General features: G+C 56.3%; 22 protein-coding genes. 7 read left to right on the forward strand and 15 right to left on the reverse strand.

The annotated features are described in order from the left end of the window. Position 1 precedes the first annotated feature (1 nt). The gene (locus tag ACR0EO_RS00060) at positions 2-1,018 is read right to left on the reverse strand and encodes a hypothetical protein (RefSeq protein ID WP_480686354.1); all 1,017 of its coding nucleotides are present in this window, start codon (positions 1,016-1,018) and stop codon (positions 2-4) included. A 346-nt stretch (positions 1,019-1,364) separates the two neighbouring features. Here ACR0EO_RS00060 and ACR0EO_RS00065 point away from each other — a divergent pair, with 346 nt between their 5' ends. Continuing rightward, a complete protein-coding gene (locus tag ACR0EO_RS00065) occupies positions 1,365-2,102 on the forward strand; it encodes a Hint domain-containing protein (protein ID WP_480686355.1) in 738 nt (245 codons plus the stop codon). Positions 2,103-2,165: 63 nt separating this feature from the next. Here the strand turns inward: ACR0EO_RS00065 and ACR0EO_RS00070 are convergent, their stop codons facing one another. The 8 genes from ACR0EO_RS00070 to ACR0EO_RS00105 all read right to left on the reverse strand — a co-directional run bounded on the left by ACR0EO_RS00070 (position 2,166) and on the right by ACR0EO_RS00105 (position 9,996). Next, the gene (locus ACR0EO_RS00070; RefSeq protein WP_480686356.1) at positions 2,166-4,367 is read right to left on the reverse strand and encodes a 3-hydroxyacyl-CoA dehydrogenase NAD-binding domain-containing protein; all 2,202 of its coding nucleotides are present in this window, start codon (positions 4,365-4,367) and stop codon (positions 2,166-2,168) included. Further along, a complete protein-coding gene (locus ACR0EO_RS00075; RefSeq protein WP_480686357.1) occupies positions 4,364-4,849 on the reverse strand; it encodes a cupin domain-containing protein in 486 nt (161 codons plus the stop codon). Before ACR0EO_RS00075 ends, ACR0EO_RS00070 begins: the two co-directional genes overlap by 4 nt. Continuing rightward, complete coding sequence (locus ACR0EO_RS00080; protein ID WP_480686358.1) at positions 4,849-6,060, reverse strand: acetyl-CoA C-acetyltransferase; 1,212 nt, start codon at positions 6,058-6,060, stop codon at positions 4,849-4,851. The genes ACR0EO_RS00075 and ACR0EO_RS00080 overlap by 1 nt, the downstream gene beginning before the upstream one ends. An 11-nt stretch (positions 6,061-6,071) precedes the next feature. Next, on the reverse strand, positions 6,072-6,710 hold the full coding sequence (locus tag ACR0EO_RS00085; protein ID WP_480686359.1) for a glutathione S-transferase family protein: 639 nt from the start codon (positions 6,708-6,710) through the stop codon (positions 6,072-6,074). A 131-nt stretch (positions 6,711-6,841) separates the two neighbouring features. After that, a complete protein-coding gene (locus ACR0EO_RS00090; protein WP_480686360.1) occupies positions 6,842-7,054 on the reverse strand; it encodes a hypothetical protein in 213 nt (70 codons plus the stop codon). Positions 7,055-7,108: 54 nt separating this feature from the next. Next, positions 7,109-8,890: an acyl-CoA dehydrogenase C-terminal domain-containing protein gene (locus tag ACR0EO_RS00095; protein WP_480686361.1), complete on the reverse strand. Its 1,782-nt coding sequence runs from the start codon at positions 8,888-8,890 to the stop codon at positions 7,109-7,111. Positions 8,891-8,936: 46 nt separating this feature from the next. After that, complete coding sequence (locus ACR0EO_RS00100) at positions 8,937-9,338, reverse strand: MerR family transcriptional regulator (RefSeq protein WP_480686362.1); 402 nt, start codon at positions 9,336-9,338, stop codon at positions 8,937-8,939. 289 nt (positions 9,339-9,627) lie between these two features. Beyond that, a complete protein-coding gene (locus tag ACR0EO_RS00105) occupies positions 9,628-9,996 on the reverse strand; it encodes a MerR family transcriptional regulator (protein WP_480686363.1) in 369 nt (122 codons plus the stop codon). A 113-nt stretch (positions 9,997-10,109) separates the two neighbouring features. Between ACR0EO_RS00105 and ACR0EO_RS00110 the strand changes: the two genes are divergently transcribed. Genes ACR0EO_RS00110 through ACR0EO_RS00120 form a run of 3 tightly spaced genes read left to right on the forward strand, consistent with a single transcriptional unit; the run spans position 10,110 to position 12,369 of the window. Next, a complete protein-coding gene (locus ACR0EO_RS00110; protein WP_480686364.1) occupies positions 10,110-10,529 on the forward strand; it encodes a PaaI family thioesterase in 420 nt (139 codons plus the stop codon). Further along, complete coding sequence (locus ACR0EO_RS00115; RefSeq protein WP_480686365.1) at positions 10,529-11,047, forward strand: PaaI family thioesterase; 519 nt, start codon at positions 10,529-10,531, stop codon at positions 11,045-11,047. The genes ACR0EO_RS00110 and ACR0EO_RS00115 overlap by 1 nt, the downstream gene beginning before the upstream one ends. Positions 11,048-11,052: 5 nt before the next feature. Beyond that, positions 11,053-12,369, forward strand: coding sequence for an MATE family efflux transporter (locus ACR0EO_RS00120; RefSeq protein ID WP_480686366.1), 1,317 nt, complete (start codon positions 11,053-11,055; stop codon positions 12,367-12,369). Here the strand turns inward: ACR0EO_RS00120 and arsC are convergent. Genes arsC through ACR0EO_RS00140 form a run of 4 tightly spaced genes read right to left on the reverse strand, consistent with a single transcriptional unit; the run spans position 12,366 to position 14,525 of the window. Next, positions 12,366-12,707, reverse strand: a complete 342-nt coding sequence (arsC, locus tag ACR0EO_RS00125; protein ID WP_480688195.1) for an arsenate reductase (glutaredoxin) — start codon at positions 12,705-12,707, stop codon at positions 12,366-12,368. The two genes, ACR0EO_RS00120 and arsC, sit on opposite strands and share 4 nt — an antisense overlap. After that, positions 12,704-13,762 carry a quinone-dependent dihydroorotate dehydrogenase gene (locus ACR0EO_RS00130; protein ID WP_480686367.1) on the reverse strand — a complete coding sequence of 353 codons (1,059 nt, stop codon included), beginning with the start codon at positions 13,760-13,762 and terminating at the stop codon, positions 12,704-12,706. The genes arsC and ACR0EO_RS00130 overlap by 4 nt, the downstream gene beginning before the upstream one ends. Then, positions 13,759-14,190 carry a DUF1330 domain-containing protein gene (locus ACR0EO_RS00135; protein ID WP_480686368.1) on the reverse strand — a complete coding sequence of 144 codons (432 nt, stop codon included), beginning with the start codon at positions 14,188-14,190 and terminating at the stop codon, positions 13,759-13,761. The genes ACR0EO_RS00130 and ACR0EO_RS00135 overlap by 4 nt, the downstream gene beginning before the upstream one ends. Further along, the gene (locus tag ACR0EO_RS00140) at positions 14,187-14,525 is read right to left on the reverse strand and encodes a DUF952 domain-containing protein (protein WP_480686369.1); all 339 of its coding nucleotides are present in this window, start codon (positions 14,523-14,525) and stop codon (positions 14,187-14,189) included. Before ACR0EO_RS00140 ends, ACR0EO_RS00135 begins: the two co-directional genes overlap by 4 nt. 108 nt (positions 14,526-14,633) lie before the next feature. Here ACR0EO_RS00140 and ACR0EO_RS00145 point away from each other — a divergent pair, with 108 nt between their 5' ends. Next, on the forward strand, positions 14,634-16,211 hold the full coding sequence (locus ACR0EO_RS00145; protein ID WP_480686370.1) for a bifunctional metallophosphatase/5'-nucleotidase: 1,578 nt from the start codon (positions 14,634-14,636) through the stop codon (positions 16,209-16,211). 61 nt (positions 16,212-16,272) lie between these two features. Here ACR0EO_RS00145 and ACR0EO_RS00150 read toward each other — a convergent pair whose 3' ends face one another. Beyond that, a complete protein-coding gene (locus ACR0EO_RS00150) occupies positions 16,273-17,925 on the reverse strand; it encodes a tetratricopeptide repeat-containing sulfotransferase family protein (protein ID WP_480686371.1) in 1,653 nt (550 codons plus the stop codon). 54 nt (positions 17,926-17,979) lie between these two features. On the opposite strand from ACR0EO_RS00150, the gene ACR0EO_RS00155 reads away from it, so the two are divergent. After that, entirely contained in the window at positions 17,980-18,645 is a 666-nt protein-coding gene (locus tag ACR0EO_RS00155) for an SOS response-associated peptidase (RefSeq protein ID WP_480686372.1), read from the forward strand. A 44-nt stretch (positions 18,646-18,689) separates the two neighbouring features. Beyond that, positions 18,690-19,742: a tRNA 2-selenouridine(34) synthase MnmH gene (gene mnmH, locus ACR0EO_RS00160; protein WP_480686373.1), complete on the forward strand. Its 1,053-nt coding sequence runs from the start codon at positions 18,690-18,692 to the stop codon at positions 19,740-19,742. Here the strand turns inward: mnmH and selD are convergent. Then, positions 19,733-21,892, reverse strand: coding sequence for a selenide, water dikinase SelD (gene selD / locus ACR0EO_RS00165; RefSeq protein ID WP_480686374.1), 2,160 nt, complete (start codon positions 21,890-21,892; stop codon positions 19,733-19,735). The two genes, mnmH and selD, sit on opposite strands and share 10 nt — an antisense overlap. Positions 21,893-21,896 lie beyond the last annotated feature (4 nt).

Here is a 21,896-nt window from a genome sequence, read left to right on the forward strand (position 1 = left end):
TTTACTCGCCGCAGATATTCTGTAGCCGGACCCAATCGCGGTCCGGCAACACCTGCTGCAATGGACGACCGGCCATCGGGTCCGCCTCAATCAGTCCAAGAACTGTTTCGCCCGTTACATCCATTGCATAAGCATAGGGCGTTGAGGGCAGGGCCGCTTGTGCGAACACGGCCAGCAAATCGTCATCCGGTAGAGTCGGGCGCGGTTCAGACAAGATTTGTTCAGTATACTCATCCACGATTTCAGGGGTTAGCTCTCCGGTCGTCAACAGACGGAATGCTGCCGTAGCCCCGGTGCGATCCAATAGATCGCTGAGTGGGTCCTGATCGTTGGACCGGGCGCGTTCAGCTATGATGTAGCCAGCCGCGACTGAGGGGTCTTCGTGGTCCTCGACCAAGGCGCGGTTCAATAGAACGATACCACCCGGCAGGCTAAGGCTGCTTTGGACGCCTGCCGGAAGGATAACAACCTGTTTGACGCCAGTTCGGGATGCCAGTTGATCTAGTGCCTGTTGTGCGCCCTCAGACGTACAGGCGCGCCCCGAGACGCGCTCGATCCTTTGCAGAATGGCATTCCCGATGTCCTGTCTCTTGATCTCGGGCACGACCGAGACGACGTGTTTTTTCAACGCAATCGGCATCCAAAGCAGCAACAAAGCCAAAACAGCCCCGACGACCCCAGCCACAGTTAACCAGCGCAATCGCCCGGGATGGGGGCGCGCGCGGTCGATGGCGCGTTGAAGGCGGTCGATAGCCTCGATCATCGTGGTTTCGGTTTCTTCGAGTTCCAGCGTCTCGTCCTGATCGCCGTCCGGGTTGAAAATCGCAGGAAAGGTGCCGGGGTTTTGACGCTCAAGCGCGGCCAAGGACCAATGCGTCAAAGCTTGCTCGTTAAAATCCGAGATCGTCAGAGTGGCCTCGCCAAGAGACACCACAACCTCACGCCGTTGTACGTCGGGCGAGGGGCGCCACAGACCGGTGGCTTCGATCCGTTGGAACTGTTTAAGTGCCGTCTTCAAGGTGAGGTATGCTCGTATTTATTTTGCCTCAGCTTAGCATGGTAAATTCGCCAGGCGCAAACCTGTTGAACACGGTCGGGTAGAACGATTTGTGATCATGTTTTGGTTTACTCTAGATTCGCGCCTTCATTTTCTTCGGCGTAAGTTCAATAGTTTCCAAAATAAATCCAATTGCATTGAGTATTCAGGAGTTGTTCTTTTTTTAGGCCGGCTTTGGGGCTTTGGGGGCCTAAATTGGGCCTCAATATGTCAAAAATAAGTCACGCCCATTCATCTTGTGTTAATCGTGACCTCAGTTGTTGTGAGTAAAAAGTGGGTTCTGTTTGTGTTGAAAGTAGAGAGTGTAGTGGGTTTTGCAGAGCGTCCTGAATATCAGGACCGCGGTGAACCTCAGGTCGCGTTAAACGCGCGTAGAGGTGGACTGCTGCATGGAACCAAAGTTTCGACCAAAGCGGGATGGAAGCTTGTCGAGGAAATCCAGACAGGCGATCTAGTCCGGACTTTGGATAAAGGTTACAAGACAGTAAGGCGCGTTGCGACAGACAGCATCATGGTTCCTCCAGATGAAACAAGGGCTGAGAATATGCCTGTCTGCGTACCTGCGCATGCGGCCTTCAATGGGCGTCCCGTATGGCTGATGCCAGAACAGGGGATCGCCTTGGACAATACCAAGCTTGGTCGCGATCCGATCAACTTGCCTGTGAGTTTGCCGGTTGTATCGGCGAGGCTGCTGAGCGGAGTATTCCGTATTTCTTCGAATACACCCTCAAGCTATTTCGAGATCAGTACTCTGTTCTTCGACGAAGATGAAGTGATCTACATTGAGGGTGGATTTCGTGCCTTTTGTCCGTCGGGCCGCTTTGGATCGCGCAATTTAAGGGGGACGAAATCGTACGAGGTGGTCGCAGGTGAAGCCGCGCGCGAATTGGTGAATCTGACAGCAAGACGTGCCGACATCGGCGTGCTGGCTAATTCAATGGGGTCGGTGCCAGCGCCAATCTTTGATCACCCGATTGTTCCGGCGAGACCTGTTAGGGGCGCGCGTCGCCCGGGTCGTCCGGGCCGGCCGGTGATGATGATCTGAACCACTTTACATCAATCACAACAAGTAAGCGCTGGCGCATAAAACTATGCGCCAGCGTCTTTTTTAGGCGGCTTTGGCTTCGGGATCGAAACGGCCGTAGAAGGTCTGACCCTTGTCAGCCATTTCACGCAGCAGTGCTGGGCATGCAAACCGCTCGCCATATGCTTCGGCCAGTTGATCGCAACGCTCAGCGGCGTAAGGGGTGCCAATGATGTCCAGCCAGCTGAGCGGCCCACCTGACCAAGGTGCAAAACCCCAACCAAGGATGGCGCCTACGTCGCCTTCGCGGATATCTTCCAGTACGCCTTCTTCGAGCGCGCGGACTGCTTCCAATACCTGAGCGAACATCAGACGTTCCTGAACTTCGATCAGATCAGGCTGGTCGTCGGCCAGCGGGTACTTGTCTTGCAGACCTTTCCAGTATTCGACGCGCTTGCCCTTTTCGTCGTAGTCGAAGAAACCTGCATTGGCTTTGCGGCCCAGACGACCCTGTTCTTCCATCCAGAAGATCAGATCATCCGAGGGGCTCTCCGGATAGGCGTCACCCATCGCGGCCTTTGTCGCGCGCGCAATCTTAGCGCCCAGATCGATCGACGTTTCATCCGTCAGTTGGACCGGTCCAACCGGGAAACCCAACTGGCGCGCAGCGTTGTCGATGAGGACGGGGCTGACGCCTTCGGTGATCATCCGTGCACCTTCGTTGATGTACGGAATGATGCAGCGGTTGGCGTAGAAGAAGCGTGCATCGTTGACCACGATTGGTGTCTTGCGGATTTGACGGACGTAATCCAACGCCTTGGCCACCGCGCGATCACCGGTTTCTTTGCCTTTGATGATCTCGACAAGGAACATCTTCTCAACCGGCGAGAAGAAGTGGATGCCGATGAACTGGTCGGGACGTACAGAGGCTTTGGCCAGATCGGAAATCGGCAGGGTCGAGGTGTTCGAGGCAAAAATGCAATCTTCGGGGATGATTGCCTCGACCTTTTTGGTCATCTCGGCCTTGACGCCCATGTCCTCAAAAACAGCTTCGATGATCAGATCACAGCCTTTCAAGTGATCGAGATCCGGGGTCGCTGTGATGCGGGCCAGCATGGCTTCTTTCTTTTCAGCCGTGACTTTGCCGCGCTTCATACCTTTGTCCAGATAGGTCTCGGTATAGGCTTTGCCTTTGTCTGCAGCTTCCTGATCACGGTCGACCAGAACGACTTCCATCCCCGCTTGGGCTGAGACCAGCGCGATACCGGCACCCATCATGCCCGCGCCCAGAACGCCAACCTTCTTGACCGACTGATCCGGAACTCCACTGGGGCGCACAGCACCTTTTTCCAGCGCTTCCTTGTTCAGGAACAACGAGCGGATCATCGCACCTGAGGACGGGTTCATCAGGACGGACGTGAACCAACGTGCCTCGATCTTCAGGGCGGTGTCGAAATCGACCAGCGCACCTTCGTAGACCGCGCTCAGTAGAGCTTTGGCAGCCGGGAATGCGCCTTGGGTCTTGCCGTTCACCATTGCTGATGCACCAACGAAGTTCATGAAACCAGCAGGGTGGTAAGGCGCGCCGCCGGGCATCTTATAACCCTTGGCATCCCAAGGTTTGACCAGGTCGGCATCCTTGGCGTTCAGGACCCATTCTTTCGCGGCTGCAACAGGATCAGCGGCGATCTCGTCAACGTAGCCAGCACCCTTCGCCTTTTTGACATCCAGCATCTTGCCTTCAAGCAAAAGCGGGGCCGCAGCAATCGCACCGACTTTGCGGACCATACGCGTTGTACCGCCTGCGCCCGGGAAGATGCCTACCATGATCTCTGGCAGACCATATTTGGCTTTGGGGTTCTCAGCGGCAAAGATGCGGTGCGTCGACAGCGGCAGCTCCATGCCGATACCCGCAGCAGTGCCGGGCAGGGCGGTCGCGATCGGTTTGCCGCCCTTTTTGGTCTTGGGGTCCATACCCGCCATTTCAATTTTACGCAGCAGGGCGTGCATTCGCATTGTGCCTTCGAACAGGCCCCTGGCAGGATCGTCGCCAGCTTCCTCTTTCATGACGGCCAGCAGGTTCAGGTCCATACCACCGGCAAAGGAACCTTCTTTGCCCGAGGTAAGGACGATCCCTTTGATTTCATCGTCAGCCAGCGCCTGGTCGATCAGGTCGCTGAGCTGCGCCAACCCGTCAAAGGACATCACGTTCATGGTTTTGCCGGGAACGTCCCACGTGATAACGCCAACTCCGTCGGCGTCTTTGGTCAGAGTAAACTCGGTCATTCGTCTTCTCCAATCTGGTCAGCCGTTAACGGGCTGCCGTCTTTACGGGTGAAGGAGAAACCGTTTTCATCATCCTTCACCATCATGTCTATGTCGCTGTAATAGCCGGTCTCGGTCGGGGTCCGTGTGCCCACCACCAGAAAGGTCGCGGGCGCATCGGTTTTGTTCACTAGGTGGTGGCCGTTGGCCTCACCTGCTGGCCAAGCGGCACAATCGCCGGGCTGCATCTCATGCTCGCCATCGTCATCGATCAGCACGCAGGTGCCGCTCAGCATGATCGCAAACTCGTCCTGCTCCATGTGGTAGTGGCGCAATGACGAGAGACCCTGCGGCTCCAGCCGCACGATGTTGACCCCGTACTGGGTTAGTCCGCCCGCATCACCCAAGCGCTGTACGAAACGACCCGCAGTCGCTTCGGCCAGCTTGCCGGGATAGGCCGAGCCGCCCTTGAACGGGATCTGAGAGAGATCCAGCTTGGGCATCAGACCCGCTCGATAATCGTTGCTGCACCCATGCCGGATGCAATGCAGAGCGTGGCCAGACCTGTTTCCTTGTCCTGACGCTCTAACTCATCCAGCAGCGTGCCGATGATCATCGCGCCGGTTGCGCCCAGTGGGTGACCCATCGCGATCGAGCCGCCGTTGGGGTTGATCAGCGCAGGGTCTACATCAAAGGCTTGCTGGAACCGCAGCACAACCGAGGCGAAGGCTTCGTTGACTTCGAAGAGGTCCAGATCGCTGATCTTCATTCCATTGTCGGCAAGGATCTTCTCGGTCACCGGAACTGGACCGGTCAGCATGATGGTCGGATCGGTACCGATCTTGGCAGTTGCCTTGATGCGCGCGCGCGGCTTCAGGCCGTATTTCTCACCGAATTCCTTGTTGCCGATCAGAACAGCAGCAGCGCCATCGACGATACCCGAGCTGTTGCCCGCGTGGTGGATGTGGTTGATCTTTTCCAGATGCGGGTATTTCAGCATCGCGACTTTGTCGAAGCCAGGCATCTGTTCGCCCATCATCGCAAAGGACGGGTTAAGGGCGCCAAGGCTCTGCATGTCGGTGCCGGGGCGCATATATTCGTCGCGGTCCAAAATGGTCAGGCCGTTTTGATCCTTGACTGTGATGACCGATTTTTCGAACCGGTTATCTGCCCAGGCTTCAGCCGCGCGCTTTTGTGATTCCACTGCCAGAGCGTCCGCCTGATCGCGGTCGAAACCGTACTCGGTCGCGATGATATCGGCCGAAATGCCTTGCGGCACGAAATAAGTGTCCATTGCCAGCGAGGGATCAACGGCAATCGCAGCGCCGTCGCTGCCCATCGCCACGCGGCCCATCATTTCAACACCACCAGCAATGTAGGCGTCGCCCGCACCGCCTTTTACCTGGTTTGCAGCAAGGTTTACCGCTTCCATGCCCGAAGCGCAGAAACGGTTGATCGCCAGACCAGGGATTGACTGATCCAGGTCTGAGGCCAGTACGGCAGAGCGCGCCAGACAGCCGCCTTGCTCCATCACTTGGGTGACATTGCCCCAGATCACGTCCTCAACGGCGTGACCTTCCAGATTGTTGCGCTCTTTCATAGCGTTCAGGGTCACGGCGGACAGGCGCACCGAGGTTACCTCGTGCAGACTGCCATCCTTGCGGCCCTTACCGCGCGGAGTGCGCAGGGCGTCATAGATATAGGCTTCGGTCATGGGTCTTCTCCTTAAGCTCGATCCGACGGGTTGCCGGGCATCAGGTCATATGGGTGTTGCCAGCCGGGCTGTTCGGACAAGCGAGTCAGCCAGGCGTCGATGTTGGGCCAATCGGTTCGGTCAAAGCCGAATGGTTCGGGGTAATAAAGGTAGCCGCAGCAGCTAAGGTCGGCGTTGGTCACGCCGTCGCCGACGATCCAGTCGCGACCCTCGAGGTGCTTGTTGAGAACGTCGTAGGTTGCCTTAAGACGGCCTTGGTTAAAGGCGATTACATCCGTATTGCGGTGTTCTTCGGGCAAGAAGTTCATCAGGAAACGGGTCAAGCCAGCCATCGAGCTGAGCTTGTGATTGTCCCACAGAACCCAGCGCAGAATGTCATAGTTATCTTCTTTGGTTTTGCCGCCAAATTTACCGGACTTCTCGGTTACGTAGGCTTGGATGGCACCGGACTGTGAAGTTTGGAAATCGCCATCGATCAAAACCGGAGCTTCCCCCATCACGTTCACTTCGGAACGAAAGTCAGGCCCGCGGGTGACGCCTTTGAAAAAGTCTACAAAAACCGGCTCCCACTCGAGCCCGGACATTTCCAGCGCTATTGCGGCTTTGTATGAATTGCCGCTTTCGCCAAAACAATGAAGTTTGATGGTCATGCGATCGCCCCTCCCAAGGCGCATGCTGAAGTGCCGCAATTTACGTATTTCGAGGAAAACGAGCCAATTCTGGCGAAAAGGAGTTCGTCTTGCTGAAAACACGCGCACCCGGATTAGGTGCGGAAAACCCGTCAGCGCTTGCGCGCTTCAAGCTCGGTGTTGAATTCTCGTAGTCGGCGGGTCAGTTTCCCTTCGTCAATCACGCTATTGAAATTCTCGAATAGAAAGGACAGTGCTTCCCCCTCGTCTAAACCAGCTTCTCGTGCGAACCCTCGGAGTTTACGGTAACCATCTTCGGTCATGGCGACCGGAAAGCGGCGGGTCAGGCGAAAACGTTTGGGCATTGCGTGTCCTTGGTAAAACCGGTTCCGAGGGCAGGCCCCGGAACCGGATTGTTATCAGAAGTTGGCAGCCTCCAGAGCCATCACAGTGTCCGCGCCAGTCTGGATGCGCGACAGGTGCAGTGCGGTGGCGGGCAGGCGGCGGGCCATGTAGAACCGACCGGTGTTGATCTTGGTCTCGTAGAACTCTTTGTCCGAGGCACCACCGTCCAGCGCGTCTTGCGCGGCCTTGGCCATCTGTGCCCACATCAGGCCCAGGCAAACATGGCCGAACATGTGCATGAAGTCGTAAGACCCAGACAGTGCGTTGTTCGGGTTCTTCATGCCTTCCTGCATGAAATACATGCCGGCAGCTTGCAGATCCTTGGATGCCGCTTTCAACGGTTCGATAAAGGCCTTGTCGTAGGCTTCGTCTTTGCCGCCGTTTTCTTTGCAGAAGGTTTTGACCATCTCAAAGAAAGCCATGACGTGCTTGCCGCCATCCTGTGCCAGTTTCCGGCCTACAAGGTCCAGCGCCTGAACGCCGTTTGCACCTTCGTAGATCATCGCGATACGGGCGTCGCGGGTGTATTGCGACATGCCCCATTCTTCGATGTAGCCGTGGCCGCCATATACCTGCTGCGCCTGAACGGTCATGTCATAGCCCTGATCCGTCAGGAAGCCTTTGATGACCGGCGTCAGCAGCGAGATCAGGCCATCCGCGTCTTTGTCACCCGAACGGTGCGCCTTGTCGATCATGGTTGCGCCCCACAGAATGAATGCGCGCGCACCCTCGGTGAAGCTTTTTTGATCCATCAGGTTGCGGCGGATGTCGGGGTGCACGATCAGCGGATCGGCGGGGCCGTCCGGGTTTTTCACACCAGTTACGTCACGGCCTTGCAGGCGGTCCTTAGCGTATTCGACTGCATTCTGGTATGCGGCCTCGGCTTGCGAAAGGCCCTGCATACCGACACCCAGACGCGCTTCGTTCATCATGGTGAACATGGCGCGCATGCCTTTGTGCTCATCGCCCAGCAGCCAGCCGGTGGCCTCGTCATAGTTCATGACGCAGGTCGAGTTGCCGTGGATACCCATCTTCTCTTCGATCTTGCCGACCGAAACGCCGTTACGCTCACCGGGTGTGCCGTCTTCGTTCACAATAAACTTGGGCACGATGAACAGCGATACGCCCTTGATGCCTTCGGGGCCGCCTGGGATTTTGGCCAGCACCAAGTGAATGATGTTGTCGGCCATGTCATGATCACCAGAAGAGATAAAGATTTTCTGGCCAGAGATTTTGTAGCTGCCATCGCCCTGAGGTTCTGCCTTAGTGCGCATCAGGCCCAGATCGGTGCCGCAATGCGGTTCAGTCAGGTTCATGGTGCCGGTCCATTCGCAGCTGACCATGTTGGGCAGGTAGGTGTTCTTTTGCTCGTCGGTTCCGTGCGCCAGAATGGCCGAAGCGGCACCGTGGGTCAGTCCCTGGTACATGACGAACGCTTGGTTTGCGCCCGAGAACATTTCGCCCACCGCGGTACCCATCACGTAAGGCATGTTCTGGCCGCCATACTCTTCGGGCATGTCGAGGCCAGTCCAGCCACCTTCCTTCATCTGCTCGAAGGCGTCTTTGAAACCTGTCGGGGTGTAGACAATGCCGTTCTCCAACCGACAACCCTCGGTGTCGCCGACTACGTTCAGCGGATGCAGAACATTGGTGGCAACCTTGCCGGCTTCTTCCAGAACGGCGCTGGTAAACTCGGCTTCCAGTTCGTTGTACCCCGGAATATCGGATTCCGAGACTTTCAGCACATCGTGCAGAATGAACTGAGTGTCTTTGGTAGGCGCGTTGTAAACGGGCATTTGAAGCTCCCTTAAATTCAGATGTCCGGGGTTGGATCCGCGAGCGTCACTCGACGGCTTTTTTCTCGTGTTTCATCGAGGCGATAACTTTTTCGCCCCAGCGCAACTGTTCCTTCAGATCGTCGATAGCCTGTGTCAGCTCTTCGCGGCGGGCTTCCATATCCACCAGACGTTCCCGTGCAATTTCGAATGTACGGGTCATCTGTGTTTTTTGCTGATCGCCCACATGATACAGGTCCAGCAGCTGCCGAATTTCTTCGAGGCTGAAGCCAAAACGCTTGCCACGCAGGATCAGTTTCAGACGCGCCCGGTCACGTTTCGTGAACAGGCGTTTCTGACCCTCGCGGATCGGGAACAAAAGTTCCTTGGCCTCGTAAAATCGCAATGTGCGCGGCGTGACATCATAAGTCTCGCACATTTCACGTATGGTCATCAGGTCTTCGGTCATGGTTTCAGCACTCTCGTCACTGGCGTCTATTTAAGTCAGTTGCGCAGTCGATGCGCACGTTACAACACGGAGATGACGTTCACGTAATGCAAACGCTACGTCACTAATAAGTTGACGTAGCATCCTCTCGCGTCAAGGTGTGCTTTGGCGGTGATTTTGGGTGTTACGTAACGGAACTTTTCAAAGCCAAAATAGCCCGAGTGCCCGAAACACAAAAAAGCGCACGGCCCCAAAGCAGGGTCATGCGCGTGGCTGGCAACCAAGTTTGCCGTTTCGTCGTCTCAGATTTTCAGGTCAGCGATTTTGCCGTCTGATCCCGCATCTGCTGCAGAGCATCGATGGCTTCGTCCAATTGCTGACGTTGCTTATGCAGCTCGACCATCTGCTGATCAGCCAGTTCTACAAATGCTTTCATCTGCGCCTGATTCCCTTGATCTTCATAGATCAACAGCCATTGGCGGATATCTTCCAAGGGGAATCCATACTTGCGACCGCGCATGATCAGAGTCATCCGCGCGCACTCGCGGGGGCCATAGAATCGCGATCTGCCTTCCCGGTCCGGTTGCAGCAGTTCGATATATTCATAGTAGCGCAGGGTACGCGGAGTCACGTCGAACTCGGTGCACATCTCTTTGAATGACAAACGCTTGTCGGACATTCCTGTTCTCCTCTGCGACAGCCTATGGGTTGTCTTAAGCGAGCGCAACAGGTGGGCTTGCTCTTTTGCTGATCACGCGCTCATAAAGAAAGAAATCAAGGGGACACAAACACATGGTCGACAAAGCCTCGATAGCCCGACAATTCATCGAAGCGATTCCGCACGCCAAGGCGCTGGGCATGAAGCTAAGCTCAATCGGCAATGGAGAGGCGGGAATCACCATGCCATACAGTAACGAACTGGTCGGAGATCCCAGAACCGGAGTGATCCACGGAGGGGCCGTATTCGCCATACTGGATACCTGTTGCGGCGCGGCGGTCATGAGCCATCCCTCTGCTCCAGGCGGTACCGCCACAATTGATCTGAGAATCGACTACATGCGCGCAGCAACACCGGGGCAGAGCATTACCGCCCATGCAACCTGCTACCACATAACCCGCAACGTCGCGTTTGTTCGTGCGACAGCGATGGACGAAGATCAGGATCTGCCAGTGGCGACCGCCGCTGGGTCCTTTACGGTGGAGGGTCTGTGATGGCGCGTCCTCGTCCTGAACCAATGCAAGTGGTCAAGCAACGCCGAGACGCCGCACTGAATGCGATCGTCGAGGGTGTACCTTATATTCGTTTCCTCAATATCTCGTTCGACAGGCGCGGCGACGAACTGACTGGCGTTCTGAACTTTGATGAAAAGCTAATCGGAAACCCGTTGCTACCCGCGTTACACGGAGGAGTCACAGCCGCCTTTCTGGAGGTTACGGCTGTCATCACGCTAAGCTGGGAGTACTTCTTTCCCCGTATCGAAAGCGGTGAGCTAGAGGCCGAAGATATCTTTCAGGCCGAAACAGTCCGGTTTCCCAAAACGGTCGATTTCACGGTCGACTATCTGAGGTCCGGCTTGCCGCGCGACGCCTACGCACGGGCCTTTGTCAGCCGCTCGGGTCGCCGTTATGCGTCCGTTCGTGCGGAGGCTTGGCAAGATAACCACGCCCGTCCTTTCGCTCAGGCCACAGGGCATTTTCTGATGCCGCAAGCCAAGCCCGAAAAAGAGTAGCTTAAATGCACGACGCCTCGGCACCCCTAACGCATAAACGGGTGTTAAAGATTGCAGTTCCGATTGTGTTGTCTAACGCAACGGTGCCCATTCTTGGTGCCGTCGATACCGGTGTGGTTGGGCAAATGGGTCAGGCCGCGCCTATCGGCGCAGTGGGCATGGGCGCGGTGATCCTAGCGAGCATCTACTGGATTTTCGGTTTTTTGCGGATGGGCACGACAGGTCTTGCGGCCCAAGCGCGTGGTGCAGGCGATACAGCAGAAACCGGGGCGCTGCTGATGCGCGGGCTGTTGCTGGGTGGGGCCGCCGGGTTATTCTTTATTCTGACGCAGTTCTGGGTGTTCTGGGGGGCATTCTCCTTGTCACCTGCCAGCCCCGAGGTCGAGGCATTGACCCGGGATTATCTGCAAATCCGTATCTGGGGCGCCCCGGCCACTATTGCGCTTTACGCTGTGACAGGTTGGCTGATCGCGGTCGAAAGAACCCGTGGTGTTTTTGTTCTGCAAATATGGATGAACGGTCTGAATATCCTTTTGGACTTGTGGTTCGTGTTGGGTCTTGGGTGGGGCGTAGAAGGTGTGGCCATTGCGACCCTGATCGCGGAATGGACGGGGCTGGCACTGGGTCTATGGTTGTGCCGCGATGCCTTCGGGGGGAGTCAGTGGTGCGACTGGCCGCGCATCTTTGATGCCGCACGGCTGCGTCGGATGATGCAGGTGAATGGTGACATTATGATCCGTTCTGTCCTGCTGACCGGAGCTTTTACCACCTTTCTATTCGTCGGCTCGGACTTGGGAGATGTGAACCTCGCGGCCAATCAGGTTTTGTTGCAGTTTCTTGAGATCACGGCATTTGCTTTGGACGGGTTCGCCTTTTCCGCCGAGGCGTTGGTCGGTACTGCCGTGGGTGCGCGAGACCGGTATCAGGTTCGCCGCGCTTCCGTCATGGCATCGCAGTGGGGCGTGGGTGGGGCTGTCGCACTGGGACTAGTCTTTTACTTCGCGGGTCCTGCGTTGATTGACCTAATGTCGACCTCTCCCGAGGTGCGCGTCGCCGCGAGAGAGTACCTGATCTGGGCGGCCTTTGCTCCGGTGATCGGCGTAGCCAGCTGGATGTTGGATGGGATCTACATCGGTGCAACCTGGACCCGCGCCATGCGTAACGCGATGATCCAGTCGATTGCGATTTACGTCGCCGCACTTTTCATTTTGGTGCCGACATTGGGCAATCACGGCTTGTGGGCGGCGCTGATGGTCCTGAACATTGCGCGCGGCGCCACACTGGGCTGGCGCTATCCAAGACTTGAGGCACAGGTGGCTTAAAGCAGGACCAGCAGATTCTCAGGCGGCCGTCCGATCGCTGCCTTGTCGTCGGAAATGGCGATAGGGCGCTCGATCAAAATCGGGTTTTCGGCCATCGCAGCAATCAGTTCGTCCGAGGGTGTCTCTTTGGTCAGGCCAAGCTCTTTGAACTGCTTTTCTCCGGCGCGCATCATGTCGATTGCAGACACGCCAAGCAGGTCCAACGTTGCGAGAATTTCGTCTGAGGAAGGGGAATCCTCCAAGTATTTGCGTACTTCGACCTGGGCTCCGTTTTCTTCCAACAGGGTTAATCCCGCACGGGACTTGGAGCATCTTGGGTTGTGCCAGTATTTGATCACAGCCATTCCTCTCGTTTGCTTCCAACTGCCTGCGCGACAGAGTCGAACCCGTCACGCGCTAACAATTCGTCCAACCCCCGAGCAATCTCGGCGGCCAGAGAGATACCGCCGTAAACCATTGCGGTATAGAACTGAACGGCCGAAGCCCCCGCACAAATCTTTTCATACGCTTGCTGCGCGTTGCTGATGCCGCCGACCCCAATCAACGGGATTTGCCCATCGGTTAGCTTGCTGAGGCGAGCCAAAACACGGGTGGATTTTTCAAACAAGGGTGCGCCAGACAAGCCGCCGGCCTCATCTCGATGCCTGCTTTGCAGGCCGTCCCGAGACAGCGTGGTGTTTGTCGCGATCACGGCGTCCACGCCCGTTTCCCGAGCCACATCGGCGATGTCCTGCAGTTCTGCCTCGGTCAAGTCTGGAGCAATCTTCAGGAAAATTGGCAAGGAGCGGGGCAGTGTGTCGCGAGTTTCGATCACTCCACTCAACAGGGCGCTCAGCGCGGCTTTACCCTGCAGGTCTCTCAGCTTTTCGGTGTTGGGGGACGATACATTGACCGTGGCGAAATCCAGATGCGCGGCACAGTGCGCCAATACTTTGGCGAAATCTCCGGGGCGGTCGTCGCTGTCCTTGTTTGCACCAAGGTTCAACCCGATCACAGCGTCCTTTGGGCGGTTGGCCAATCGGCTGGCCATGACTTCCATACCTTCGTTGTTGAACCCAAAGCGGTTAATCGCGGCCTTGTCTTCGGTCAGACGAAAGAGGCGCGGTTTTGGGTTTCCGGGTTGGGGGCGTGGAGTGACTGCGCCGACCTCGATAAAACCGAAGCCCGCGCGGGAAAGGGGGGCCAGAACCTCACCATTTTTGTCGAACCCAGCTGCCAGCCCCACCGGATTGGGCAAATCCAATCCCGCAACATTCGTGCGCAACCGAGAGGATGATATGGGGCCAGGCGAAGGTGTAAGCCCGGCCTTCAGTGCTTTGATCGAAAGACCATGTGCCGCTTCTGGATCAAGGCGGTGAAGGGCGCTTAGCCCGAGTTTCTCAGTCAGTTTCATCCGAAAGTCTCTCTGCCTTGGGTCGGGGCGCAGCGGATCAGGCGTGAGGTTTTAACTGCGGCCTGACGGTGTATCACCGCGTCTTTGTATGTCGGGTCCGTCACCATCTCGAGGAACGCATGCGCGGTTGGGTAACGCGCGATGAATACGGCATCCCATGTCTCGTCCGGCGGGCCAATCAGCGTAGTTTCAAACGCGCCGCTCCATAGAATTGATGCACCGATGCGCGCGATAACAGGGGCGGTTTCCTTGCCATAATTGCTGTAAGCCTGCGCGCCAGTCAGTCGGGCATCGGCCAGTTCGTGCCCCTCTGGATAGGCGGCCCGTTTGCGGAATCTCACCAGGTTCAGCATTTCAATCGGGTGGTCTCTGTCCAGTGATTTGAACGCTTCGAACTGAGTGCGCTCAGGGTCGATGAATGAAGTCATTTCATCTCCTCAGGGAACCGATGGGATGATCCATCGAATGGAAGCGGACACGACCACACCACGTCTTGCATGCGGATCTGGCGATAGAGGTGTGGAAAAAGGGCGCCCCCGCGCGAGACTTCCCATTTCAGATCATCGCCCATTGCATTGCCGTCACATGCCAGCAATGTCAGCCCTTCGACCCCGGCAAAGTGTTTGGCTGCTGTTTCTGCGGCCTGCTCTGCGGTTGAAAAGTGTACAAAGCCGTCCGCGACATCAATCGGCGCCCCATCCGAAGAGCCTTGATCCTGCAACTCGGCCCATTCATCGGCTCGAAAAATCTTGTAAATCAGCATGAGGTGGTGATGCCCCGCGTGACTGGCAGAATCAAGCCGGATTTCCCCCTTTGACTCTTCCTGCCAGTGAGCGCACCATCGCGTCAAACAAATACAGGGAGTATCAATATGTTCACCCGTTTTCTGACATCAGTGGCGGTTCTAGGCCTGACCGCAGGCATGGCTGCTGCCGATTACAAGCTGACGATTCTTCATACGAACGATTTCCACGCGCGTTTTGAGCCGATCAACAAATACGATAGTGGCTGCGATGCCGAAGACAACGCTGAGGGCAAGTGCTTTGGCGGTTCGGCCCGTTTGGTTACCGCGGTGAGCGATGCGCGCGCGCGGGCAGAGAATTCGATTCTTGTTGATGGTGGGGACCAGTTCCAGGGTTCGTTGTTCTACACCTATTACAAAGGCAAAGTTGCCGCAGAGTTCATGAACAAGCTGGGCTACGATGCTATGACCGTGGGTAACCATGAATTCGACGACGGGCCCGAGGTTCTGCGTGGCTTTATCGACTCGGTGGATTTCCCTGTTCTGATGTCGAACGCGGATATCCGCGACGAAGAATTGCTGACCGACAAGATCAAAAAGTCGACTGTCATCGAAGTCGGTGGGGAGAAAATTGGCCTGATCGGCCTGACCCCCGAAGACACACATGATCTGGCTTCACCCGGTCCCAACATCACGTTCTCGGATCCGGTGCCTGCGGTGCAGGCTGAGGTCGATCGGCTAACCGGTGAGGGCGTAAATAAGATCATCGTGCTAAGCCACTCGGGCTATGGCGTGGACCAGCGCGTGGCTCAGGAAACCAGCGGTGTCGATGTCATCGTGGGCGGCCACTCCAATACCTACCTGTCGAATGTTTCCGATAAGGCGGTAGGACCGTATCCAACCGTGGTTAACGGTGTTCAGATCGTGCAGGCCTACGCCTATGGCAAGTTTCTGGGCGAGTTGAACGTGACCTTTGACGACGACGGCAACGTCATCGAAGCCGCTGGCGAACCGCTGATCATGGACAACACCGTGATCGAAGATCAGGCCGCGCTGGATCGTATTGCTGAATTGGCCGTGCCATTGGAAGAGATCCGCAACAAAGTGGTCGCAAACGCAGCTGATGCTATCGAGGGAGACCGCTCGATCTGCCGTGTGCAGGAATGCGAGATGGGGAACCTAGTTGCCGATGCCATGCTGGCGCGCGTCGCGGATCAGGGCGTGAAGATCGCGATCGCCAACTCGGGGGGGCTGCGTGCTTCGATCGATCCCGGCGAAGTGACAATGGGTGAAGTACTGACCGTACTGCCTTTCCAGAACACACTGTCGACTTTTGAAATTAACGGACAGGGCGTGATTGATGCGCTGGAAAATGGCGTCAGCCAAGTCGAAGAGGTTAAAGGCCGCTTCCCTCAAGTTGCTGGTCTGACGTTTGTCTGGGATCCGGCAGTTGCACCTAACGAAGGCCGCGTGTCCGAGGTGATGGTTGCCGATGGCGACGGTTTTGTCCCTATCGATCCGGCGGCGACCTATCTGGTTGTCACGAACGACTATGTCCGCAACGGCGGTGACGGCTACAACATGTTCGAAGGTGACGACAAGAACGCCTACGACTACGGTCCCGATCTGGCAGATGTCACCGCAGAGTACCTGGCTGAGAACGCTCCGTACCAGCCGTATCTGGATGGCCGGATCAAGCAAAAGTAAGTTTTTAGATCAACAGAAAAAGGCCGCATCCTTTGATGCGGCCTTTCTTGTTGGGCTTCTTTTATCCGAAATCATATTCAGGCCAAAGCGCCGGATCGAAACCATTCAGCATTGGTTGGATGTGCTCTGAAACGCTTTGCCAGCCACCAACAGACTTGGTCGAGATCTTTTTCCTGACCTGATCGATGCTGGCAGTTCTAACCTGCTTGGTGTTCTTTTCGGGGTGCATCATCGTCTCGTTCCAATCGATACCGCAGAACGCCGCGACCTGTTGGCTGTAGGTCTTTGGATCGGCCACGAGTTTTTCGTAAGGAACGGTCAGAATGCGGTCTCCGAACACGGCATCCCAATGGGTTATGTACTTGCGGTACAAATTAGCCGAGTGGGCAATCGCCTCGAGGTTTGAAGAATAATGCATCCCAACTGCTGGAAACAGTCGGATCCACTTGGACAACCCAACATCACGGGGGTCGCGAAGCATGTTGATGATCTTCGCATTTGGGAACGCCGAAAGAAGGAAGCCAACGCGCTGATAATTATGAGGAAGCTTGTCTACAAATGCGGTTGAACCATCCGGGATCGGAGGCATAAGTTTGCGGAATTCTTGCGCGATCTTGGCCGCGTTTTCATTGCCAAACGTTGCGCCGTCTTCTTCGAATTCAAGCGACAGGTCGACGCCCAGCGTAAGCTCCCCACATCCGGCGATGCCGGGGGCGGAACTCAGCATCATTTCCATCAATGTGGTGCCCGAACGCGGTTGACCAATGACGAAAATCGGCAATGGCTCTTCGCTAAGGCCCGAGCTTGGGGCTTCGGTTCCAATGGGGAACAAGCCGGTAATCTTGCTCAGCTTTTCCTCTTGTGCAGCAAAGTCGTACGGGTGAACGGCGTGTTGAATTGCATTTGCGCGCGCATAGTACGGCAAAGCAGCGGCCAAACCGTCTGTCGTAGAAGTCAGGACAGCCCTGGCAAACTCAAGCTCTGCGATGTCATGGTCGCTTTTGTCGATCGCAGCTTCTACCGCTGCCATCAGTTCCGGAGCGTCTTCGGCCCTTGTCATCATCGACAATTGTTGCAATGTCGGTGTGTGATCCGGGTTTTCTGCCCGCAAGCGGTTCAGAATTTCGACCGACCCTTGTTTATCGCCGGCCTGATGCAGGCTTAGGGCCTTTTGAAAGGCAATCTTTTCGTCTTCGGGCGCCAGTTCGTAGGCACGGGCAATATCAAGCGAGTTGTTTTCGACAAAGCCAATGCGCCCGTAGGCTTTCGCGCGTGTGGAAAGAAGAGAGGCGTTGTTGGGATCGTTTTTCAGTTTTCCGGTCGCGTACTCGATGATGGCACGCCAGTTTTCACCCTTTAGCTGGATTTCATCTAAAACCCGGTTCAATTCCTTGTTGTTTGGAAACTGCTCCAGTTTCTGTTCCGTATACTCCAAGGCTTTGACGATCTGCCCGGTTTGCATCAGAGCATTTGCAAGGTTTTCAACAAATTGCGGGTCTTCCGGTTTCATGCGAGAGGCTTCGACGAAATGCGGGATGGACTTTTTGTATTGCTCCATCTCGGTCAGAACAAAGCCCGCGATGGCGTGGAAATCGGAATCTTTGGGGAATTTCTTGGTGCCCAACTGCGCCTTTTTCAGTGCCTGGGTTAATTTGCCCGCATCGAGAGCGGCCACTGCTTTGCCTTTGAGGGTTTTCGCTGTTTGATTTTGCATATGCCCCTGTGACACCCTGCGTCTGAATGAAACGATATAGATGGTTCATCCCCCATGTGCGGACGGTTTGCAATAACCCTTCCTAACGACGCGATGGCGCAGCTGTTTTCTGCACGACCGGCAAATACACTGCCAACGGTGCCGAACTTCAATGTTTGCCCGACAAACCAAGTGCATGTCGTGCGTGGCGGAGAAGAAGGGCGCAGACTGGACCCCTTGCGGTGGGGGTTCCTTCCGCATTGGTACAAAACGGAAAACGCGGGGCCTTTGCTGATCAATGCGCGGGCCGAGACGCTGGCCGAAAAGCCTGCTTTTCGTGCTGCCTGCCGTGAGAGGCGTTGTCTGATCGTGGCCACAGGTTTCTATGAGTGGACCAAAACGGAGCAAGGCACCCGCTTGCCGTGGTACATCCATCGCAAAGACGGTGCCCCGATCGCTTTTGCGGGGGTCTGGCAAAATTGGGGCGAAGAAGGCGAGCAGCAAGCGACTTGTGCCATTGTGACGACCTCGGCGAACAAACGTCTTAGCGCGGTTCACCACCGGATGCCATTGATCTTGGAGCCCGACGATTGGCCACTTTGGCTGGGTGAGGTTGGGAAGGGGGCCGCGCGTTTGATGAAACCCGGAGCCGAAGATGTATTGGACTTTTATCGCGTTGACCCAGCCGTAAACTCGAACCGGGCAAGCGGACCGGAACTGATTGAGCCTGCTCTGGTTTGATGGCTTACCTTTTCATCTGCAAATCCGCAGGGTAGACCTCTGATATGGTTTTGAAATTCACCGACCTGCCCGATCTTTACACGCATGAATTCGATACGGTGATCGACGTGCGCAGCCCGGCAGAGTTCGCCGAGGATCACTTGCCCGGTGCTATCAATCTGCCCGTTCTTGATAATGAAGAACGCGCACGTGTTGGGACCATATATGTTCAGCAAAGCCCGTTTCTCGCGCGTAAGCTCGGGGCTGCGTTGGTGTTTCGCAATGCGGCCAACCACATCGAACACAGCCTTTCCCATCACGAGGGTAGCTGGAAGCCGTTGGTCTATTGTTGGCGCGGCGGACAGCGCTCAGGGTCTTTCACCTGGATGTTGCAGCAGATCGGTTGGAGAGCAGAGGTGGTGGACGGTGGGTATCGCACCTATCGGCGTCTGGTGAACCGATACCTCTACGATGATCCGTTACCGCACCGATTGATTGCTTTGGACGGTTACACAGGCACGGCAAAAACAGATTTGTTGGGGCATTTGAAAGCTCGGGGCGTTCAGGTGCTGGATCTCGAAGGTGTTGCCAATCACCGAGGGTCTTTGCTGGGAGAAATGCCGGGCGGACAACCCAGCCAAAAGGCGTTTGAGTCTGCTTTGGCAGCTGCCCTATGCCGATTGAACCCCGCTTACCCAGTTGTGGTCGAGGCAGAGTCTTCCAAGATTGGGTCCTTGATCCTGCCGCCTACTCTGTGGGCAGCTTTGCGAGCTGCTCCTCGTATTCGTATCCGTGCAACGATCGAGGCCCGGACGGATTACCTGGTGGCTGCCTATGACGACATCCTTTCAAACCCTGACCGGTTGCGGGATCGTTTGTCGCCGTTGCGATCTCACCGAGGGCACGAGGTAGTGGACGGCTGGCTTGCTTTGGTTGACGGCGGAGATAAACACGCGCTTACACGGGCGCTGATGGAACAGCACTATGATCCCGCATACGCCAAGTCCAGCCGTGTTCGGAAATCGGAAATCATAGCACAGATTGATGCGCCCAGATTGGATGAGGCTGGCCTTGATGAAACCGCCGCACGCATTCAGCGGGTTCTGGATCAGCTTTGAAGGCGCACTCCGGGTGTGTCCGTAAGGTGGCCGATCACTGCAGCCGGGTAACCTGCTTGCCTTAGTTCCTTACAGAGGCTTTGTGCGACGTCACTTGCCACCGCAGCCAACAGCCCTCCGGCTGTCTGAGGGTCAAACAGAAGATCGGCTTTTCCACCCGAAGGGAGCTCTGGGGTGATTGCGAAATTGTCATTGTAGATTGTTGATCTGACACCTTTGGCGCTCAATTCCAATGCGCCGCGCATCAATGGGATCGCGTCAACGTCGAGCAATGCCCCGCAACCAGAGGCGTCGCAAATCCCCTGCAAATGACCGGCCAAACCAAAGCCTGTCACATCCGTCATCGCATGGGCGTCAGCCAGTATTTCGGATGCTTTGCCCTGGGGTTGAATCATCGAGTTAAAGGCCTCTGCGATCCACGCGCCGTTGGCCAAGCCGGCCATTTCAGCGGCCATCAGAACGCCACTGCCCAACGGTTTGGTCAGGATCAACGCATCACCGGGGCGGCCACCCGATAGGGTGATTGGGTCTTTGTCGCATAGGCCAGTCAGGGTGAAACCAACGGTAAATTCTTCCCCCATCGAGCTGTGGCCACCTACGATTTCAGCTCCTGCTGCGTGGATACCCTCGTGGGCTGCGATCATAACCTCAGCCATTGTACGTTTTTGCAATTCGGGCGACATGCGAGGCAGTATCACGGTTGCTGTCGCTGCTTGTGGCTTTGCTCCCATTGCCCAGATATCACCCAAGGCGTGCACGGCGGCGATTCGGGTCATCAGCATCGGATCATTGGTGAAACCGCGCAGGTGGTCCGAGGTCATCACTTGTCGAACGTCACCTGTTGTTAGCAAAGCGGCATCATCGCCGGGTAAAGGGGTGATGTCTGATCGGTTCGTTTGAGGTAAGTCTGCAAGCGCTGTTTGCAACGCGCCGCGGCCAACCTTTGCCCCACACCCGCCGCACATAGGTTTATCACCCAGCGCCTCAGTCAGCCCTGCTGCGTGATGGCGGGGCAAAGCAGGGGCTGTCATCTGAGGTAAGTTGCGAAATTTGTTCATGAAGGTCTGGTCGATGTGGTTTTTCCACGTCCACATCATCCGCCCGCTGAAAGAAGTGCCGAGCCGTTCTGCCAAGGCAGATTTTTTGCCCAGAGAAATCAGTTTCAAATAGTCCTTCTGCGGGATGTATTGCTGCATTTTTCCTGCACCCAACGCTGCGCGCAGATTGTTATAAAGAACCGGAGCTTCACGTACCGCATAAACCCCCGCCTTGGGTCGAGGGTTATCGGACAGGTGGGCGCAATCGCCCGCAGCAAAGATAGCGGGGTCGCTGGATTGCAAGTGACCGTTCACACGAATGAAGCCGTCGTGCAGGTCCAGCCCAGTTTGCGCAATCCAATCATAAGGTCGGGCTCCGGCAGCGCCGGTTACGAAGGTGGCCGGAACTTCGCGACCACCCTCAAGAATGATATGGCTGTCTTCGATGCGTTCGATGAGCGCGTTTTCGATCAGCTGCACTCCCAACTCGGTCATGGCTTGCCGGATCGTGGCTGCCGCCTTATCGCTGGTCGCGGTCAGTGCCTGAGTGTTGTCAATCAATGTAATTTGGGCTGCGCGCCCTTTCGAACGCAAAGCATGAGCCATCGCCATGACCAGTTCAACGCCAGCGACCCCTCCGCCGATCACAGCGACCGAGGCGGTGCCGGTGCCTTCAAGATAAGCAGCCCATCGTGACGCGAATGGACTCAGTGGTTTAGCCGGGATTGCATGCGCGGCAAAACCTGGCAGGGCGGGCATATCCGACGTGATGCCAACATTGACTGAGGCTACGTCAAACGCCACCGGCGGGCGTCCCGATACGTGAACAGCGCGCTTTTCTGCGTCAATTCCATCTACTGCGCCGAGGATTATGCGCGCGCCGGCGAACCGGGCCAAACGAACCAGATCGATATCCAGTTCCTCACGCTCATAGTGACCAGCAACAAAGCCTGGCAACATCCCGGAGTAAGGCGCCGTAGGGCCGGGATTGATAACTGTCAGCCGTGCACCAGGCAACGGGTTCATACCCCATTTGCGCAGCACCAAAGCGTGAGTATGGCCGCCGCCAATCAAAACCAGATCACGGGTTAGGGGCGGCGGAGATTGGTGCATAGGA

The sequence above is a fragment of the Ruegeria sp. BE9 genome (assembly GCF_056538765.1).

What these genes read in the sequence shown, in the direction of transcription:
- ACR0EO_RS00070 (WP_480686356.1), bottom strand. Translation starts at nt 4,367, where the DNA reads ATGACCGAGTTTACTCTGACCAAAGACGCCGACGGAGTTGGCGTTATC.
- ACR0EO_RS00075 (WP_480686357.1), bottom strand. Translation starts at nt 4,849, where the DNA reads ATGCCCAAGCTGGATCTCTCTCAGATCCCGTTCAAGGGCGGCTCGGCC.
- ACR0EO_RS00080 (WP_480686358.1), bottom strand. Translation starts at nt 6,060, where the DNA reads ATGACCGAAGCCTATATCTATGACGCCCTGCGCACTCCGCGCGGTAAG.
- ACR0EO_RS00085 (WP_480686359.1), bottom strand. Translation starts at nt 6,710, where the DNA reads ATGACCATCAAACTTCATTGTTTTGGCGAAAGCGGCAATTCATACAAA.
- ACR0EO_RS00090 (WP_480686360.1), bottom strand. Translation starts at nt 7,054, where the DNA reads ATGCCCAAACGTTTTCGCCTGACCCGCCGCTTTCCGGTCGCCATGACC.
- ACR0EO_RS00095 (WP_480686361.1), bottom strand. Translation starts at nt 8,890, where the DNA reads ATGCCCGTTTACAACGCGCCTACCAAAGACACTCAGTTCATTCTGCAC.
- ACR0EO_RS00100 (WP_480686362.1), bottom strand. Translation starts at nt 9,338, where the DNA reads ATGACCGAAGACCTGATGACCATACGTGAAATGTGCGAGACTTATGAT.
- ACR0EO_RS00105 (WP_480686363.1), bottom strand. Translation starts at nt 9,996, where the DNA reads ATGTCCGACAAGCGTTTGTCATTCAAAGAGATGTGCACCGAGTTCGAC.
- ACR0EO_RS00110 (WP_480686364.1), top strand. Translation starts at nt 10,110, where the DNA reads ATGGTCGACAAAGCCTCGATAGCCCGACAATTCATCGAAGCGATTCCG.
- ACR0EO_RS00115 (WP_480686365.1), top strand. Translation starts at nt 10,529, where the DNA reads ATGGCGCGTCCTCGTCCTGAACCAATGCAAGTGGTCAAGCAACGCCGA.
- ACR0EO_RS00120 (WP_480686366.1), top strand. Translation starts at nt 11,053, where the DNA reads ATGCACGACGCCTCGGCACCCCTAACGCATAAACGGGTGTTAAAGATT.
- ACR0EO_RS00130 (WP_480686367.1), bottom strand. Translation starts at nt 13,762, where the DNA reads ATGAAACTGACTGAGAAACTCGGGCTAAGCGCCCTTCACCGCCTTGAT.
- ACR0EO_RS00135 (WP_480686368.1), bottom strand. Translation starts at nt 14,190, where the DNA reads ATGACTTCATTCATCGACCCTGAGCGCACTCAGTTCGAAGCGTTCAAA.
- ACR0EO_RS00140 (WP_480686369.1), bottom strand. Translation starts at nt 14,525, where the DNA reads ATGCTGATTTACAAGATTTTTCGAGCCGATGAATGGGCCGAGTTGCAG.
- ACR0EO_RS00145 (WP_480686370.1), top strand. Translation starts at nt 14,634, where the DNA reads ATGTTCACCCGTTTTCTGACATCAGTGGCGGTTCTAGGCCTGACCGCA.
- ACR0EO_RS00150 (WP_480686371.1), bottom strand. Translation starts at nt 17,925, where the DNA reads ATGCAAAATCAAACAGCGAAAACCCTCAAAGGCAAAGCAGTGGCCGCT.
- ACR0EO_RS00155 (WP_480686372.1), top strand. Translation starts at nt 17,980, where the DNA reads ATGTGCGGACGGTTTGCAATAACCCTTCCTAACGACGCGATGGCGCAG.
- mnmH (WP_480686373.1), top strand. Translation starts at nt 18,690, where the DNA reads ATGGTTTTGAAATTCACCGACCTGCCCGATCTTTACACGCATGAATTC.
- selD (WP_480686374.1), bottom strand. Translation starts at nt 21,892, where the DNA reads ATGCACCAATCTCCGCCGCCCCTAACCCGTGATCTGGTTTTGATTGGC.